This is a genomic window from Pseudoflavitalea rhizosphaerae, assembly GCF_003991355.1.
Lineage (GTDB): Bacteria > Bacteroidota > Bacteroidia > Chitinophagales > Chitinophagaceae > Pseudobacter > Pseudobacter rhizosphaerae.
The window spans coordinates 239,689-258,762 of the sequence record NZ_RCSU01000001.1; the positions used below are offsets into that span (position 1 = coordinate 239,689).

Below are 19,074 nucleotides of genomic sequence, written 5' to 3' on the forward strand. Positions count from 1 at the left end.
AACAGGCTTTTAAAAGGTTATGTTGCAACCCAGGTTGATACGTCTGATGGTTGGATAGGCTGTAGCTGCCCCCATACTCACTTCGCGATCATCTGGCATTTTTGTCCACAAAAGGAGATTATCCCCGTTGATGTAAAGCCGGAATGCATTGATTCCGATATTCTTTAGCTGGGCTAACTTGAATGTATAAGCGATCTCGGCATTTTTCAATCGCAGGTAAGAACCATCGTACAGGTAGGTGGTTCCATAGTATGGCATTACACTGGCATACCTGGGCATAGGAACATCAGCATTGGGATTGTCCTTTGTCCAGTATGCGCCCTGCTTATAAACATTGTCGTAATGGTACTGTCCGGAGAAGCTCACCAATTGCAGGTAACGGTTGATATTGTTCACTCCGTAGAACTGCACAAAAGCGCTGAACCCTTTCCACTCAACACCAATGGTAGCATTGTAGGTGTTTTGCGGTCTCTCAGGGTATCCGGTGGGAACAACATCTTTATTATCGATCACACCATCACCGTTATAGTCGATCATATTGAGGTTACCCGGCAGTTTCTGATTGTCGTAGGTATTGAGGCGTGTACTTCCATACACTTCGTTCCAGTTGTTGTAATAGCCACTGCTCACGTACGAATATGCCTGACCGATAGGCTTTCCGGCCCTTTTCTGGTAATCATCCAGCAGTTGCGCATCTTCCGCTTCAATGATCTTGTCTTTTGCGTGGGTCATTGCGAAATTCGCCCATACTCTCAGGTCCCTGTTCAAGGATTTATTAAGACGAAGTTCAATCTCATAACCTTTGTTTCTCACTTTTCCCAAATTGGCCGTGGCCGGCTGAACCCCGAAATAAGAAGGCACAGAACGGGACGATCCTGCCAACAGGATATCTGTACGATAATCATTGAACACTTCAACGGTACCGGACACCAGGCCATTCCATAATGTATAGTCCAATCCAAAATTTGCCTTGGTCACTTTCTCCCAATGGATATCCGGATTACCTACACTGGCTTGTGCTTCAGACCACCAGGTATAAGGACTGTTCTGGCCTGCAGATGAGCCCAGGGGCGTATTACGCCCATAGGTCCAGTTGGTCATATACAGCCAACGGCCATTCACGTTATCGTTCCCTACCTGTCCGTAAGATGCACGAAGTTTCAATGAATTCAGGAATACCAGGTTCTGCATGAATTTCTCATTACTGATCATCCAGCCTACAGCAGCAGAAGGGAAGAAAGCGAAACGGTACTCCGGTCCGAATTTTTCAGAACCGTTATAGGCGCCATTGAATTCGGCGAAATACCTTTGATCGAAATTATAGGTCACCCTGCTCACCCAGTCCTCGCGGAAATGCTCAAACTCACTACCGGTTGCATACTTGTCACGGCTGAACAATCCCATGGCAGTAATATCGTGCATACCAAACCTCCTTGCATAGTCTATCTGCAGCTGGTAAAATAATTTGCGGTAGGAAGAACCGTTTAACACTGCATCCACATTTGGATTCCAGCGTGGAGGGATCCAGTCGAACTGATTTGTACCCAGGTACCGGCTGTATTTTTTTTCACCGGTCACAGGGTCTATGTACTCTTCCTGGATATTTCCATTGTCATAGATCCCGCCCTGTGACACGAATGAATTGTCGAATGAAAGTGTTCCTTTGGCGGCCAGCCCTTTCAGGATCGCACTAAGGTCCTGCCTCAGCGTAAAATCAGTGGTGATCCGTGTTGTGGTGGTTTTTCGAATTCCATTATTACCCATTACGGCCAGCGAGTTGATGGTAGATACCGTTTCCAGTGGGAAGTATCCCCATCCGCCATCTGAATATCGTGGATAATAAAGGTTGGGAGCATTGTTATAGATACTTTGCCAGATACGGTATTCCCAACTGTCCTGTCCATACGCATCCTGCTTCACGCCATAAGAGCCGGCCAGATTGGCCGAGAGCAAAGTGGTTTTGGTAAGATTGAAATCCAGGTTGGTGCGAGCATTCACGCGATCAAATCCATAACCGGGCTTATAGGTTTTACCATTATCGATCTTTTTGATGATATCACCTTCATGCAGGAGATCGATCGAAGAGAAATATTTTACGTTCGGAGAACCACCCGCAATGTTCAGGCTGCCATTATAAGACATTACATGATTTTTGATCAACTGGTCCTGCCAATCTATATTCGGATATCTTTCCCTTTCCTCCTGGTTTGCCGGATTCCTGTATTTTTCCAGCTCGGCATGGGGCACATAACTGAACCACGAGGATGGAGAAATGCCCAACTCCCTTTCAATGGCCAGATCGCGAATTTTGATAGCATCATAAGCGTCGTGTTTGCTTGCCAGCTTGGAAGGGATCTTCATGGTCATATTTCCGGTAAAACGGATCTCAGCTTTGCCTTCTCTTCCCCGTTTTGTAGTGATCAGGATAACGCCATTGGCGCCCTTCACACCAAATACCGCCGTGGCGGAAGCATCTTTCAAAACAGAGATCGTTTCTACAGAGCCAATGTCCACGCTGTTCATCGGACGTTCAATTCCGTCTACCAGCACCAGCGGGTCACTATTATTCCAGGTACTCTGTCCGCGGATATAGATCCTCGGGTCTTCTGCGCCCGGCGTTCCCTGCGTTGCAACAGTGATAACGCCTGGCAGGTTTCCTGTTAATGCAGCGCCCAGGCTGGATACACCACCGGTCCTTTGCAGTGTTTCACCTTTTACCTGTGATATGGCGCCTACCAGGCTTTGCTTTTTTTGTTTGCCATAACCCACCACAATAGTACTGTCCATTGCCGAAGTAATGGGTATCATGCTGACCAGGATATTTCGCTTCCCTTCAACAACCAATTCCTGACGTGCATAACTAACATGCGTAAACACCAGCACAGATTTTTCATTGGCAACTGTGATGGAGAAACTGCCATCTGCTTTTGACATCGTATTATTATTGGTGCCTTTTTCATGTATAGTTACCTCACCCACAGGCGTACCTTTATCGTCAGTTATTTTTCCCGTTATGATCAGCGAATAACGATCATTGGCAGCATCAGTACCAGGCCCTGTTTTATAAAACCTGTTATCCGGACCACCCGCCAGGGCGGGAAGCGATATCAGGAGTAAAACCAGCATGCCCAACAGGCCGTTGGGTGTAAAGCAAGACCTGCGCAACAAATGGTCTCGTCGAAAATTTTTCATATCGTAGTTTAAGAAATTAAATAGGGTTCCATCCGTCCGGGGAGCTATGGCCCGGCAGGCAGGGAATGTCTTGAGCTTCGCAATAAATGTGAAGTGGAGATTAAAAAACGACGTGAAGTAATGTTCAGGTAACTTTTTTCATATGGCAGTAGTTAATTGGTTTAATGAAGTTTTGGCTTTGATATCGTTAGCGGCTGATACCCTTGAAATCGCGGAACTGGTATCACCTACCTCCATAAAATTAGTCCCGTAATAAGGGAAAGGTGCGCTTATTTGTGTTTACTTATGGCACAAATGTTCAATCGGAACATTTTTGGTTATTCAAAATCAACCCAATCCACCGCTACGCGACTTTTATCCTTCGATACCACAAATAAATGCTGCACCCCGGGCTTGTATTTCGTCAAAGGCAGCTTTACGGATTGCCATTGATTGTCCGCAACAAGCGGCAGCTCTGCCAGCAGTGGTCCTGCAGCGTCCTGTATACGTATTTGTAATGTTCCGCCTTCCGGCGCCAGGGCCCGGACCCGGGCCCAGCGCAATGATTGTTTCCCAAAATCAACACTGTTATATTGCACCCAGGCGTCGGCCGCATCAAACACTACTTTCCATCCGGAGAACCTGCTGGCAGTATCAAGAAAATCGATGGACACACCGCTATTACTGATCCGCGAGTAACGGTCCACCTGGATCTTTGAACGGGCCCCGGTAATCCCAATACCCCTGTAAGTAGGATTCACTTTTTGTATGGTGCCGTCCGGATTGAAAAAAAGACTGTCTGCCCTCACCGATCTCGCCTTATCAAATGAAGGAGAATAATCATTATGATGATAGAAAAGATACCATTGATCTTTGAAGCGGATAACCGAATGGTGGTTGGTCCAGCAGCCGGTGGCAGACTCATCCATAAGGACGCCCGTTTTTTTGAAGGGCCCCAGTGGATGATCGCCTGTTGCATATTCTAATCGCTCGATCTTATTCTCAACATGCGGGTAGGTCATGTAATAGATCCCGTTCCTTTCAAAGAGGTATGGCCCTTCTTTCAATCCTTTTTCCGGCAAATGCTGTAAAATCACCGGCGCCGAAGCAAGCTCCACCATATTGTCTTTTAGTTTGGCGCCATAAATATTTCCCTGTGACCAGTACAGATAGGCCTGTCCGTCTTTATCGATAAACACATTCGGATCGATGCCCCGCACATTTTTGACAGGTTCAGGTAAAGGAGCATAAGGCCCTTCCGGTTTGGAGGCAATGGCCACTCCAATGGTAAACCCTCGGCCCAGGCTGGTATCCCGAGCAGTGGATGGGAAATAGAAATAATATTTCCCGTTCCTCTCAATGCAATCCGGAGCCCACATGCTATAACTGTCAGGCTTAACCCAGGGCACTTTATTTTGTACAACGATCACTCCATGATCAGTCCAGTCTGTAAGGTTTTCCGAAGAGAATACATGGTAATCTTCCATACAAAACCACCCCACCCTTCCGCGGGATTCGCCGGCCAGGATATCATGCGACGGGAACAGGTAAACTTTGTTACCGAATACCCGGGCGGAAGGATCCGCGCTGAACTGGTCACGGATCAATGGGTTCTGCGCTTCTGATCTCATTCCAGAAATGACGAACCATACACAAACACCTGCCTGTATAAAATATTTCAGCATAGTTCAAAGTTTACAGTTGATTCATTTGAGAGAGGTTGTTATTGTTTTTCCATTGTACACTATACTTTTTTTCAATTCCGGCTTTTCTGCACAAACGATATTGAAAACCCTCTTTTTCAGATACCCGGGAAAAGAACCTTGCATAGCGCCAATTGTTAGTTGTTGCTTCTTCTCATTCCACCTGATTGGGATAATGGTATATTTTCCTTTTTCATAATTGTATCCATCGCCTTCATCTTCATACAGGTCAAATTCACCGTTTGCACCTTTGTAAATGCGGAGCTGCAAAGTATCCATCGCCTTTTCACCGGTATATTGCATCTCTTTTCCCAGTGGAATGATAGAGCCGGCCTTCACAAAAACAGGAATGATATGCTGAGGCGCATCGGCCAATACTGTCTGACCTCCGCTATAACGCTTGCCTGTATGGAAGTTGTACCACCCGTCCGTTTTCGGGAGATAAACATTCCATTGTGTAACGCCAGGTTCCGTTACAGGCGCTACCAGCATGGATTTGCCGAACATATATTGAAAAGGCAGCCGGATGGCAACAGTATCACCACTGAAATCCATCAGCATGGGGCGCATGATGGTAGATCCATTTTTTGTTACCTGCCATGCTTCTGAATAAATATATGGTAACAGGCGATATCGAAGGTTCATGATGCTTCTCATATTCTCTTCAACGGTTTCACCATATTTCCAGGGTTCGGTTTCAGTCTGGTAACCGTGAATACGGAATACGGGATTGAATGCCCCCCACTGGAACCAGCGGGTAAGGATCTCATGATATTTCACATCTGTATACTGACGTTGTCCCGGACGGAAAAATCCTCCGATATCGGTTGTCCAATATGGCATTCCTGTAATAGAAAAATTCAGCCCTGCTGCGATCTGCCTTCTGTACGCATCCCAGTCCCATCCGATATCACCAGACCAGTTGATGGCGCCATATCGTTGCTGCCCCGGAAATGCGGACCTGGTAAGGATTGTAACCCGCTTACCGGGATCAGTTCCACGCTGTCCCTCATAAACAGCTTTGCTGACAAAAAGAGGATATGTGAGACGATAAAAATTGCCGGGACCAAAAAATGTTTGCTTCCCGGTCAAAGCATCATTCTCGGGTTCCGTGGCATCCATCCACCAACTATCCACACCATAGCTGAAGAGATTTTTCTTCAGTGCCTGCCAATGTGTTTGCTGAGTTTCAGGTTTATAAATATCTATCCAGGGACTATTGGGAATATAAAGGTCTTTTTGAATATACTCTTTCGCTATTTCTGATTTTTTGTCGAGGTTCTCCCAAACAGAAATGGAGAAACGTGCATTCAGCTCATGCAATTGCCGAATGAACCTGCCAGGATCGGGATAGCTGTTCTCATCAAATTTCGGCACACCCCATCCGTATTTACCCCAGTACTGCCAATCCTGCACGATCACATCCAGGGGCAATTTTCTTTTTCTGAATTCCTTCACTGTGTTTACCAAATGCTCGCCGGATGTATATCTCTCCCTGCATTGCCAGAAGCCAAAAGCCCACAATGGAAGCATAGGTACATTTCCCGACAGATTTCTGTAGTCCGCAATGATCTCATCGGTGTTGTTTCCATGAAAAACAACATAGTCCAGCATTTTCGCTTCCGGTGAACGGAAAACAGTTTCGTTTTCCGCCTTCTTCCATGAGAGAACAGGTGTATTGGAAGATTTGCAAACCACCTGAACGGTATGCTCTCCGGCCTTCAGGAATATTTTCTTACTCACAGCTGGTGGAAGCCAAAGATTCGACTGATCGATCAAAGGCTTTTCATCTACCAGCAAGAGGTGACGATTGTCCATATTTCCCAGATCCAGCATAACAATGTACTCCCCGTCTTTCTCAATATTGAATTTTCCTTCATGCACAGATTGTTGCTGATTGATCCGCTGTGTTCCGGTAGTGGTAGTAACTTCTGCTTCCTGATTTGTGTCAGAAGTTTTCAGCTTTTTAGTAAGAGGCACCAACTGATCGGCTGGATTAAAATAAGTAAGACCATATTGATGCCAGAGAATACCATACCTTTTACTGGACAGCAGAAAGGGAATAGCAATCTGGGTATTCACCTGGATCAGCTTGCGGGAGATATTACGCAGGTTATAATGACCATCCTGGAATTGTCCAAGTCCAAACAGAAATTCATCCTCCGGTGAAATGAAGCTTTGCTCCGCGATATAGCAAGGTTGCTCCATAACTGAGGCTGGCTCCAGCTTTCTGCTTCCTGGTTTTTCGTTCAGGAATATATTTCCTGAAGCATCGCGAAAATTTAGATCGCCTGATTGCTTGTTGATAGTGACAGTTACAAACCTGGTGGCAAGTTTCAGGTCAGTGTCAGTTTCGGAAAATTTCATCGCAGGAGCCGGTTGTTTGTTTACAAACACCAGTTCATTCATTTCTTTCGCTGCATCCTTTTCCCATTGCACCCTGACGGCTTTATCAGATAATGGAATAATGTTCATTACCCCTTCTGAAAGCTGAAGGGAAAGACGGTCTTTCTGCTTTGTATACTTTTTCACTACCTGTGTATATACAGCAGCAGGCAGTGAAACGATCAGTAAAAGGAATATCACTCTCATAAATAATAATTGAAAAGAAGCACAACTGGATCTTTTTACAACGGATGCAGATAGGCTACAAATCCACCTCTTCGCAACAGGTTCACATCAACGGACGCAGCGCTGTTCACTACCTGGTAGCTGGTGGTTAGCTCTTTATCATGACTACCATCGGCGATCAATGTCAGTTTGTATTGTACCCCATTGGGTAAGAAATCAAATTTTATCGTTTTTTTCTTTTCTCGTGAGGCTGCATTGATACCTCCAATGAACCAGGCAATTCCTTTACGGCGTGCAATGATGACTTCCTTCCCCGGAAATCCACCCAGTAATTTCGTATCATCCCATGCGGCCGGTAATTGCCTGAGAAAATTTCTTGCAGCATCGGGCAATGAATTATATCCTTCCGGTCTGTCTGCCAGGTGTTGAAGCGCTGATTCAAACAATACCCCCAGCGCCAGCTCATGTCCATACGAAGTGATATGCGGGAATTGCGAATTGGTGAAAGTAACTGGAGTATAATCCATGGAGCCTACAACATTCCTTGTAAATGGCAGTATGGAATTATGTTCAGGAGCTGCTGTAGTAAAATCAGGGCCATTATTATACCATTCAGCTCCACGGACAGCCTCATAGGTCATCAGGTTGGGGTAAGTGCGGGCCCATCCGCGCGGCACGATACAGCCATGGAAATAGACCATCAAATTGAACTGCGCCGCGTCTTCCAGGATATCCAGATAATATTTTATCATATCCTGTTTTTCACTTTCGAAGAAGTCGACTTTTATACCGGCAAATCCTGATCTCTTCAATTTGGTAAACTCCGCTACACGATTTTCATGCGTAAGCATTCTGTCTTTGGGCGTTGAAGGAACCCAGGTATGTTCGCCTCCCGAGTTATACCAGATGAGCGGCTTCACTCCTTTTGAAAGAATATATTTTGCAGCATCCTCAACATTGCCTCCATTGCGCATCACATCCCATTCCCAATCCAGTAATGTATATGGCCAGTTCATTCCTGCCGCCAGGTCTGCGAATGCACAAACCGTTTTATAATCCTGCGTACCGTGATTGTTGGACCAATAGTTCCATGATACCAGGCCGGGCCTGATCCAGTCAGTATTCTTCACCACAGAGGGGGCAGACAGATCGTCAACCAGGGTGGAGGCTACTATATCCTGCAAACTACCGATGATCCCTAAGCGCCATGGCGATTTCCATGGAAGCGTGATGGATGGAGAACTTGCTCCCTGCCCTCTTCCATCACCCGGATCAGGGAAAGCGAGTGCGTACTTCGAACTATCGATAACATTGCTGAGTTTTGAACCGCAATAATTTCGGTCAAGGTCTGCCTCATGCAGGAGGAACCAGCAGGCGCTGTCACTCGTCATGAAAAGCGCCGGGTAACCCCACTCCTGCTTCCTGACTTTATTTCCACTCATAGCGGCGTAGTATCCTTCATTGGCAGGATTCCATTTTTCCATCCAACGGTGCGTATTCATTGGAATAGTGTAAGCAGTCAGTTCTTTTTTTACCTGGAATGATCCCTGCTTTTCCGGAAACTCATACCTGAATGCGAACCCATCATTATAGGCCCGGATGATCACATTCAATTTGTGCCTGTTCTTATTTGCAAAGTACAAGGTCATTTCGTTGGCAGCATTACTGCGAGCCGATCTCTTTCCATGTATTGCATTGTATTGTTCAGTGATGAGTGCCGGCTTTCCAGGCTTCAGCAATTGTAATTCTTCAGCAAAATCCTGATCACTACGCACCAGTCCAAGGTCGATCCGTGGAATTGCATCAGCAATATTTCCGTGATCATTATACGATACAGCAAGGTACCAACTCTTATTGCCGCTGGTCTGGCCTTTGTGAAGCGACACCATCACCTTACCGTTCGGAGACGACATATTTACCTGTTGCGCTGAAGCAACCTGCATGCACGCCATCACTATGACCCAGGAAACAATCACCCTAATATTATGCTTAAGCCAATTCACCATTTATAGTTTTACAGAAATTTCATTGCCGGAATATTCTATTACCTTTTCTGTTTTTTCAGGCAACTCATTCTTACTTTTTGCGGAAGCACCTATCAGCTCCAGTCTGAACTTCCTGCTATTGAGCATTCCCGGGAAAGAACCATTCCTCTTGCCGATAGTGAGGGTCCTTTTCTTATCATTCCAATGGAAGCTGATAGTGGAATGGACCCCTTTTTCATAATTGTAGTTATCGTTTTCATCTTCATAAAGCATAAAATCCCCATCAGCTCCGGGATACACCCGTATTTCCAGGTCATTCCATTTTATTTCTTCGGCATACTGGACCGGCGGTCCAACAGGCAGGATGCTACCGGTTCTTACATACACAGGTATGATATCGATGGGCGTTTCTTTTGCTACTTTCTTTCCGCCTGAGAACTTTTCATTTGTCCAGAGATCATACCATTCGCTACCGGCAGGCAGATAAGTTTCTTTCTTCTGAATGGAGCTGAAATCTTCCACCAGCATGCTATCCGTCCCGACGATAGCTTTCTTCACATACATTGGCCGGGTAACCGGACTTACCAGCAATGATCTGCCGAACATGAACTGATCATTGATATCCAGTGCATTTTTATCCTTTGCAAAATCCATCACCAGGGCACGCATCAAACTGGAATGATTAGCCGTTACCTCCCATGAGGAGGAATAGATATAGGGCAATAAACTGTAGCGTAGTTTGATGAATTTTTCGATGGCATCGAAAGCTTTGTCGCCTTTCTTTCCAAACTGGAATATTTCGCGGGGAGCATCTGCACCGTGCGACCGCATCATCGGACAGAATGCCCCAAATTGCAGCCACCGCACATACAATTCCCTGTATTCCGGGTCATCCAGTTTCCGGGGAAAAGCATTCAGGAAGAATCCCCCGATATCACTGTTCCAGTAAGGGATGCCGCAAAGAGAAAAGTTCAGTCCTGCCGATATCTGATTTCTCAATGTATTCCAGGAGGCGAAAACATCCCCCGACCATGTATTGGCGCCATACCTTTGCTGACCTGCAAATGCAGAGCGGGTAAGAATGAATACGCGTTTACCGGAAGTCATATCCCGCTGATGCTGGTATACGCCCCCTACCGTCATCAATGGAAATGCATTGCGGACTTTCCGGAAGGAGCCCAGGAAAGTCCTGTTGTTAAGATCGCCTGGTTTGGATTGCAGATGATCGGGCTCGGAAGAATCCATCCACCACCCATCGATGCCAATGGAAAACAGACCTGCATTGAGGTATTTCCAATAAATATCACGAGCTGCAGGATTAAAAGGATCATATACCCGCACACCGGATGGATATTCCTGATTGGGCGGCCATTTCTCTGAACCGGATTCGGGCCAGGTTTTGAAATCCATCAATGCCTGTATCTTCTCCAGCTCCTTGTATTGTTTTGTTTGAGGGCCAAAAGAGTTCCAGATGGAAATGATCATATGTGCATTCAGGTTATGAACATCACGCACCATCTTTTTTGGATTGTAAAATTCAGGGTTCAGGAAATCCATAGCATTCCAGAGATAATTATTACCCCAGTACTGCCAATCCTGGATGATGCCATCCAGCGGAACACCCAGTTCACGGTACTTCTTCACTACTCCAACTAATTCATCCTGACTTTTATATCGCTCTTTACTTTGCCAGAAACCGAAGGTCCACAAAGGGAACATAGGCGCCTGCCCGGTAAGGTCACGCATACAGGCAATCACACCATCCGCATTACCTCCGTACATAAAATAATAATCGATCCCGTCTCCCACGTCTGACCTGAACAAAGTGCTGTCTGGATTATCGGCAAATTGGGTAGGAGAATAATTATCCCAGAACAGTCCATATCCTTTTACAGACTGAAAAAAAGGAACATAGTCGTCAGTATTACCCTGCACCATATGCAGCCTGAGATTCCGTTGGATCATTTTTCCCCGTTGCTGCTGCCCTAGACCATAGATGGCCTCATCGTGGTCGAGAACGAAGGACTGCTGAACAGTGAATGTTTTGTTGCCGGCATCATCAAATGGAGAAAACCCGGCGCCATTTTCTTTTTCTTTCAGAAGTGGGGCGCCTTCCCTGGAATAGTAGCTGACCGCCCCGGAAACAAGGTGTAGCTGTACCCTTATCTTTTCGTTCCTGATATTCAGGAACTGTCCATTCCTTGTTACTTTCATGGAGTTCTTTTTCGGCTTCCCGGTCACTGACAAACTTTCTTTTTCAAAAGATCTTCCTGCAGGAAACTTAATTACTCTAACAATCGAAGGACTATAAAACTGAAGTTCAATACTCATGCCCGCAACGGATGACTTCACTCCATACTCAGTTTGTTGCCAGTTCTGCGCTTTCGTACCGGTAATGCAAAACAGGAACATTGCCAATGCAAAGACTGGTTTAAGTTTCATTATCGAAATGTTGATTATCATTTTTACATTTTTCATTTCTTAACGGATCCTGACATTTACCTTCTTCAGATCTTTATCAGCCGAACTATTGCCGTACAATAATTCATAATCTCCCGCCATCACAGTCATTTTCAATTGTGTGTCATCAAAGAATTCAAATGCAACAGATGGAAACGTGATCAGAGCAGTGGCGGTTTTACCAGCAGCAACAGGTACTCGCTTAAACCCGCGCAAAGTTTTCAGTGGTCCATCCTGATCTCCTTTTTTCCGGATATACACCTGAATAATCTCTGTACCGTTCCGCTTACCTGTATTGCTGACAGGAATGGACAATTCAATTGTTTCATCCTTTCGGATCTCATTCTTATTGATGGTTGCTTCGCCCACAACAAACCTGGTATAGCTCAATCCGAATCCAAATGGAAAAAGTGGATCAGACATGAAGCGATAGGTTCTGCCTTTCATGGAGTAATCTTCAAAATCCGCCAGCTGAGAACTGTCTTTATAAAAAGTGACCGGCAGTTTTCCGGAAGGATTGTAATCGCCGAACAATACATCTGCTACGGCTTGTCCTCCCGATTCTCCGCCATACCAGGCTTGCAGGATAGCATCGCAGGTGCCGGTTTCAGGGACCAACCCGATGGCAGAGCCTGAACAATTGACAAAAACAACTTTCTTTCCGGCTGCTTTCAAAGCTTTCAGGCAATTGCGTTGCACTTCCGGCAATTCAATATCTGTACGGTCGCCACCTTTGAAGCCCGGGTAAGAAACAGGCATTTCCTCTCCTTCCAGCAAAGTGGACAGCCCACCAACAAACACGACGGTTTCTATACCATTTAATTTTTTGATCAGGCCATTAAAATCGATATTCACTTCCCTCCCAAAATCAAATTCCAGGTCTGCCTGCCAATTGTTCAACTGTGCGTACTGAATTTCTATTTTATATTTTTTCGCTTTTTCAACTTTGAAAGGATACCTGGACAATAAGGTCCGCCAGTTGTTGGTGGAACTGACCGGAACGCCGTTTACAAACAACTTCATGGACCCGGTAGCTCCACACTTAAATACGATCTCTTCCGTGGCCGCCGCCACAAATTCCGTTTCATATAAAGCAGAGAAATTCTCAAGCTGAACTCCGGAAGCAAACTCATGCTGGCCTGCAGTAGTCAGTTTCAAAGGATGGGTGACCTGTTCTGTGATAACAGGCGCTCCATCCCGGTTTCGGTTATTCCAGTACGTTGCTTTGAAACCTCTTTTATCCAGGAAAGAGCAATCCGGGAAAAAACTTTGTGTCACTTTGTTCTCAACAAGGTCACAGGCTTTATCGTACAATACACTGTTGGCCGGCATTTTGGAGCGAATACCATCCAGGATATTGATGGTCCTGACAGGCTTGCCATTGTAATTACCCCAAAGCATTGGATCATTGTCTGCATTGGGCCCGATGACTGCGATCCTTTTTGCGGATCTTTTCAGGGGAAGGGTCTCATTCTTATTTTGCAGAAGGGTCATGGATTCCCGGGCCATCTGCAAAGCTATCTCCCTATGCTGCTGGTTATTCACAACAGCCATGGGTATGCCGGCCCAGGGGACCAGATCGTCCTCGTCCATTTCTCCCAGATCAAAGCGCCCGGTCAGCACACGCAACAGACTTTTATCGATCTCCGCCTCGTTGATCAATCCCCTTGAAACAGCTTCAGGAAGATTCTTATAAGCATAGCCTTCCCATACACATTCCACATCCGTTCCGGCCAGCACGCCTTTTGCTGCTGCATGCGTTGCATCAGAAGATACTTTATGGCTGGTATAAAAATCAGTGATGGCCCCGCAGTCGGATACAACAATATGTTTGAATCCCCAGTCGCGTCTCAGAATAGTTTGTAGCAGGCGGTTGTTGCCGCAGCAGGGCTCATCATCCAGCCGCTGGTAAGCACACATCACCTGACGGACATCAGCATCCATCACCAATGATCTGAATGCGGGCAGGTATGTTTCATGCAAATCGCGTGGCTTTATTTGAAATAAGTTCAGTGTATGCCTGCTCCATTCCGGACCTGAGTGTACGGCAAAATGCTTTGCGCAGGCAAGTAATTTCCTGTATTTGGCATCAACAGGTCCCTGTAATCCTTTTACAACGGCAATGCCCATACGGGAAGTCAGGTAAGGATCTTCACCGTAGGTTTCCTGGCCGCGGCCCCAGCGGGGATCGCGAAAAATATTGATATTGGGAGTCCAGACAGATAGACTGAGGAAACGCCTGTTCTCTTTTCCACTTCTGATTGCCTCATGATATTTTGCACGCACTTCATCTGAAGTGGCATTGAATACCAGGTATGCCAGCGAATCGTTGAATGATGCAGCCATACCAATAGGCTCCGGAAATACTGTAACGTTATCATTATTGGCCAGCCCATGTAATGCCTCGCTCCACCAGTTGAATTTTTTTATGCCCAGCCTGGGTATTGCGGGCGACTGATCAAATAACAAGGATACCTTTTCTTCGAGCGTCAATTTTGATATAAGATCTTTTGCTCTTTCTGCTGATGGCAGTTGCGGGTCCTGCCAGGGATGCTGTTGGGCAAAGCCCAGGACCGGGAAAAAGATCGCCGCCCCCACCGCCAACACAGCAGCCAATAATTTAAAAATTCCATTATTGCACTTACATTGTTTTCGTCTTATTTTTAGCGGACGCAGCAGACAGACAGGAGATGCTGATATAACAAATCGAAAGGGACCAGGCAGCAGTTCCTTATTGGTTCGTTCCTTTCCTGTAATCAATGGGTTATCATTCCACATGGAAGCAGCGTTTTAAGCAATCAAAAATTTATAAGGAAATAATAAATGTCATTCGTACATTTATTATGTGAAATTAAAAATAAAAAAGCGATAATTGAGGAAATAGACCATTTGTTCAGGATAGTAGCAATTTTGTTCATTACTGCTGAAAACTGCGCCAAACCAAAACGATTGCAACATGCGAAAAATTATCTATATACTTTTTTGCTCTGTTTTTGCCATTAGCTCCTACACACAGGCACAAACCGGGCAGATAAAATTCACATCACTATCCACGAGGGACGGTCTTCTGTCCAACGCAGTGAATACTATATTGAAAGACAGATATGGGATCATGTGGTTCGGCACCGATGATGGATTGAATAAATTCGACGGTACCAATTTCACTGTGTACAGGTATATGCCCGGCGATTCCACCAGCTTACGGACCAACGAAGTACTGGCATTACATGAAGACCCTTCAGGCAATCTCTGGATTGGCACCAGTGGCGGTGGACTCAGCCTGTACGACCGGAAAAAAGATCATTTCCTGCATTATCCTGTACAATCCGGCAGCACCACACTCACTGGCAGTGATGTGATCAGGAGTATTTGCAGCGACTACCGGGGTAAGATTTGGATTGCCCAGTTTGAAGGGTTATACGTAATGGACCCTCAATCCCAGTCCATCTCAAAGCATACATTAACAGACGAAAAAGGCACCCCCATCATCACAACGCTCATCGCTGTATACGCAGACAGCAAAAAAAACTTGTGGATCGCTTCAGAGAACGGTTTGTTACAGTATGCTATCACAACAAACACCCTGAAAGTTTATGAAAACGATAAAACAGATCCGTCCAGTTTACCCGATAACAGAGTAAGAGCAGTAACAGAGGACAAATGGGGCAATATCTGGGTAGGCACTGCAACAGGATTGTGCAAATTGAAACCAGACGGCTCCGGATTTACCCGCTCCTTCCTGAACAACCCGGAAATCACCAGCATCGCAGCAGATGGTGAGGGACTTTTATGGGTAGGCTGCTCCAATGGCTTGTACGTTTACAATATAGAAAAAGATACCTATTCCCTGTTCACCCAGGATTTTCGCAATCACCAAAGCTTATGCAGCAAGGGCGTACGCTGCGTTTACATTGATCAGCAGGGCATTTACTGGCTGGGAACTTACCAGGGAGGTATTTGCAAGTATGATAAAAACCTGAATCTTTTCAACCTTACGCTAAACAGCTGCTTTCAGGAAAACAGGAATCATGTTGCCGTACTCACAGCACTTGCCGAAAATAAAAACGGGAATGTTTTGCTGGGTACCGATGGCAATGGATTGTATGAGCTCAACCGGGAAAAAGACCAGGCGCATCCCGTAAATCTTTCGCTAAAGCATGTTGAGGGCAACTCCCTATCCATTCTCGCATTGCTGCGCAGCACAAACGATAAACTTTATATTGGCACATATTCACATGGCTTGATCATCCTGGACCAGAGAACAGGTGAATGCAAACAACTGGTGAAAGGCAATGGCGTGAATGACCTTACCAATAATGATATCTTCTCTTTATTTGAAGACAGCAAAGGCAATATCTGGATCGGTACAAATGGAGACGGAGTGGTTGTGGTTCAGGGCTCACGTGTGATAGCCCGCTACTCTCCCCTGGCCCGAAACGGCGAAAGCCTCATGCCCATCAATGGGTATATCCGGGCAATCGGGGAAGATGCCGAAGGCAATATCTGGATCGGTACACATGGCGGTGGTGTTGCTTTACTCAATACATCTTCAGGAAAATGGAAAATATACACACAGGAGAACAGCCTGTTACCGAGTAATAAAATACAAAGCCTGCACCGCGACAAAAAAGGAAAAATGTGGATCGGTACTTTCAGCGGACTGGCTGCCTATATCCCGGATAATCAACAATTCAAACTTTATACAGAAAAGGATGGCCTCCAAAATGCCATGATCTACCAGATAGTGGAAGATGGTACCGGAAAACTCTGGTTATCTACCAATACCGGCATCAGCAGGCTGGACACGGCTACAGAAAGTTTTTGGAACTTCACCCATATGAATGGCCTGCAAAACTCAAACTTCGTACGTGCGGCAGGGTTAGAACTCAGTGATGGCGAACTTTTTTTTGGCGGCCTTGAAGGCTTCAATCATTTTTATCCCAACCAGTTGAAGGTAAACCGGAATGTACCCCGGGTTATTCTCACCGATCTCAGGATCTCCAACAAATCTGTTCCGCCAGGCAACGATGCTCCCATCAAAGAACATATTTCCACTGCCGGTGAAATACACCTGAATTATAAACAGAATTTTGCCCTTAGTTTCGTTGCATTGAATTATACCATTCCAAGGCAGAACAGTTATGCCTATAAACTGGATGGCTTCGATAAAGACTGGAACTATATCGGTCCGGGGAATACGGCCTCCTACACCAACCTGGACCCCGGAGAATATACGTTCCGGGTGAAAGCCGCTAATAATGATGGGATCTGGAGTACAACCGACACTACCATAAAAGTGTTTGTGAAACCTCCTTTCTGGCGAACCGCTTATGCCTATATTTTTTACATCCTGGCAATTGGAGGAACACTTTTGTACATCCGTCACAGAGGGATCTCCAGGCTAAGAAGGAAGTTTGCACAGGAGCAGGAACAACAGGAAATTGAGAGGACCAGACAATTGGAGCAGATGAAACTCAAATTCCTCACCAATCTTAGTCATGATTTCCGGACGCCCATCTCCCTGATCATGGGGCCTGTAGACCAATTGATAGACGGAGAAGACAAACCGGAAAAACAGGAGAAGCTCAATATGGTAAGGCGGAATGCGAGAAGGCTGCTCAACCTGGTGAACCAACTGCTCGACTTCAGAAAACTGGAGGAACAGGAATTGAAACTCCAGCTATCAAAGGGTGAGTTCATTTCCTTTTTGAAGGAAGTAACGGACTCTTTCAGGGATATGTCTGAAAGGAAGAATATCCAGTTCACCCTCAAAACCTGCATAGACAGGCTGGACGCCTATTTTGACAGGGATAAAATGGAAAGGATATTTTTCAATCTATTGTCGAATGCATTCAAATTCACTTTAGCCGGCGGTCGCATCACCGTTGATCTTCAAAAAACCGAAAGCGCTGATGATCCGGAATACACATGGGTATCGATAAGTGTGACCGACACCGGTATTGGTATCCCGGAAGATAAGAAGGAGTTGATCTTTGACCGGTTTTTCCAGAATGAGAGCAGCGCCGCCGTTCTTAACCAGGGCTCCGGTATCGGCTTATCCATCACCAAAGAATTCATCGAATTACACAATGGCAGGATCCGCGTTGAAAGCGAGCCGGGCAAAGGCTGTTCCTTTATCGTAAAAATACCGCTCAAACGTGCTTATGAAACAGCAAGTATATTACCTGCACCAGTACCCGAAGAAACCGTTGAGGAGAAGCCCCAGGAAGATCCTGCTGTATTGCGGGAAAACAGTAATATCTCCCATGAGCCGTCTTTGTTACTGGTTGAAGACAATGAGGATTTCAGAGATTACCTAAAAGACAATCTTCGCCATCAGTACAAGATACTGGAAGCAGTCAATGGAAAAGATGGCTGGCAAAAAACGCTATCCAATCATCCACAGCTGATCCTGACAGATATCAGCATGCCTGAGATGGATGGCATTGAACTGGTGAATAAATTAAAATCAGATAAGAGAACATGCCATATCCCGGTAATACTACTTACTGCCATGACGGGCCAGGAACAGCAGTTGAAAGGACTTGAAACAGGGGCCAATGATTATATCACCAAACCATTCAACCTGGAAGTTTTAAATGCCAAGATCCGGAACCTGTTGCACTTAAAGGATACGATGAAAAACACTTATTCAAAACAGATCAGCGTTGCATCGCCAGAAGTGGAAATGGAATCGCCGGATGCTAAACTATTGGCAGAGATTGTGAATTATCTTGAGAACAACCTTACCAACCCGCAATTATCCGTTGAGAATTTGAGTAAACATATCGGTATGAGCAGAGGAACGCTGTATGCCAGGCTGCTGCAACTTTCCGGCGAGACGCCGGTTGAGTACATCCGGTCCTTCCGTCTCAACAAAGCCATCACTTTAATGGAAAAACGGAATATGACTATCTCCGAAACCGCCTATGAAGTTGGCTTTACAACACCCAATTATTTCACAAGGTCCTTTAAAGAGAAGTTTGACATGCTTCCTTCCGAATATATCGCGAAGATTAAGAAAGCGAAAGCCGGTAGTAAGAACGAAATCCCAACCAACATAGAAGATAACGGCCGGCAATAAACGCCAGCACTGCGTTGCACGGGTAGCACTGCCCTCTCTGTCACCTGTTCATACTGAACTGTCTTATTTCCTCATTGAAAGAAAATCAAACAGGACCATT

General features: G+C 45.7%; 7 protein-coding genes. 1 reads left to right on the plus strand and 6 read right to left on the minus strand.

Annotation, left to right across the window (positions count from 1 at the left end; all coding sequences use genetic code 11):
* Window positions 1-9 precede the first annotated feature (9 nt).
* The 6 genes from D9Y29_RS00965 to xyl3A form a co-directional block, all read right to left on the minus strand.
* Entirely contained in the window at window positions 10-3,192 is a 3,183-nt protein-coding gene (locus tag D9Y29_RS00965; protein ID WP_127124565.1) for a SusC/RagA family TonB-linked outer membrane protein, read from the minus strand.
* Window positions 3,193-3,509: 317 nt separating this feature from the next.
* Window positions 3,510-4,856, minus strand: coding sequence for a family 43 glycosylhydrolase (locus D9Y29_RS00970; RefSeq protein ID WP_127124566.1), 1,347 nt, complete (start codon window positions 4,854-4,856; stop codon window positions 3,510-3,512).
* A gap of 21 nt (window positions 4,857-4,877) precedes the next feature.
* Window positions 4,878-7,466: a glycoside hydrolase family 31 protein gene (locus D9Y29_RS00975; protein ID WP_127124567.1), complete on the minus strand. Its 2,589-nt coding sequence runs from the start codon at window positions 7,464-7,466 to the stop codon at window positions 4,878-4,880.
* 35 nt (window positions 7,467-7,501) lie between these two features.
* On the minus strand, window positions 7,502-9,358 hold the full coding sequence (locus tag D9Y29_RS00980; protein ID WP_241237818.1) for a glycoside hydrolase family 97 protein: 1,857 nt from the start codon (window positions 9,356-9,358) through the stop codon (window positions 7,502-7,504).
* Between the two features lie 93 nt (window positions 9,359-9,451).
* On the minus strand, window positions 9,452-11,872 hold the full coding sequence (locus tag D9Y29_RS00985; protein ID WP_206513678.1) for a glycoside hydrolase family 31 protein: 2,421 nt from the start codon (window positions 11,870-11,872) through the stop codon (window positions 9,452-9,454).
* Window positions 11,873-11,911: 39 nt separating this feature from the next.
* Entirely contained in the window at window positions 11,912-14,497 is a 2,586-nt protein-coding gene (gene xyl3A, locus D9Y29_RS00990; RefSeq protein WP_241237833.1) for a xylan 1,4-beta-xylosidase, read from the minus strand.
* A 349-nt stretch (window positions 14,498-14,846) separates the two neighbouring features.
* Between xyl3A and D9Y29_RS00995 the strand changes: the two genes are divergently transcribed.
* Entirely contained in the window at window positions 14,847-18,974 is a 4,128-nt protein-coding gene (locus D9Y29_RS00995) for a hybrid sensor histidine kinase/response regulator transcription factor (RefSeq protein WP_127124569.1), read from the plus strand.
* Window positions 18,975-19,074: the final 100 nt, after the last annotated feature.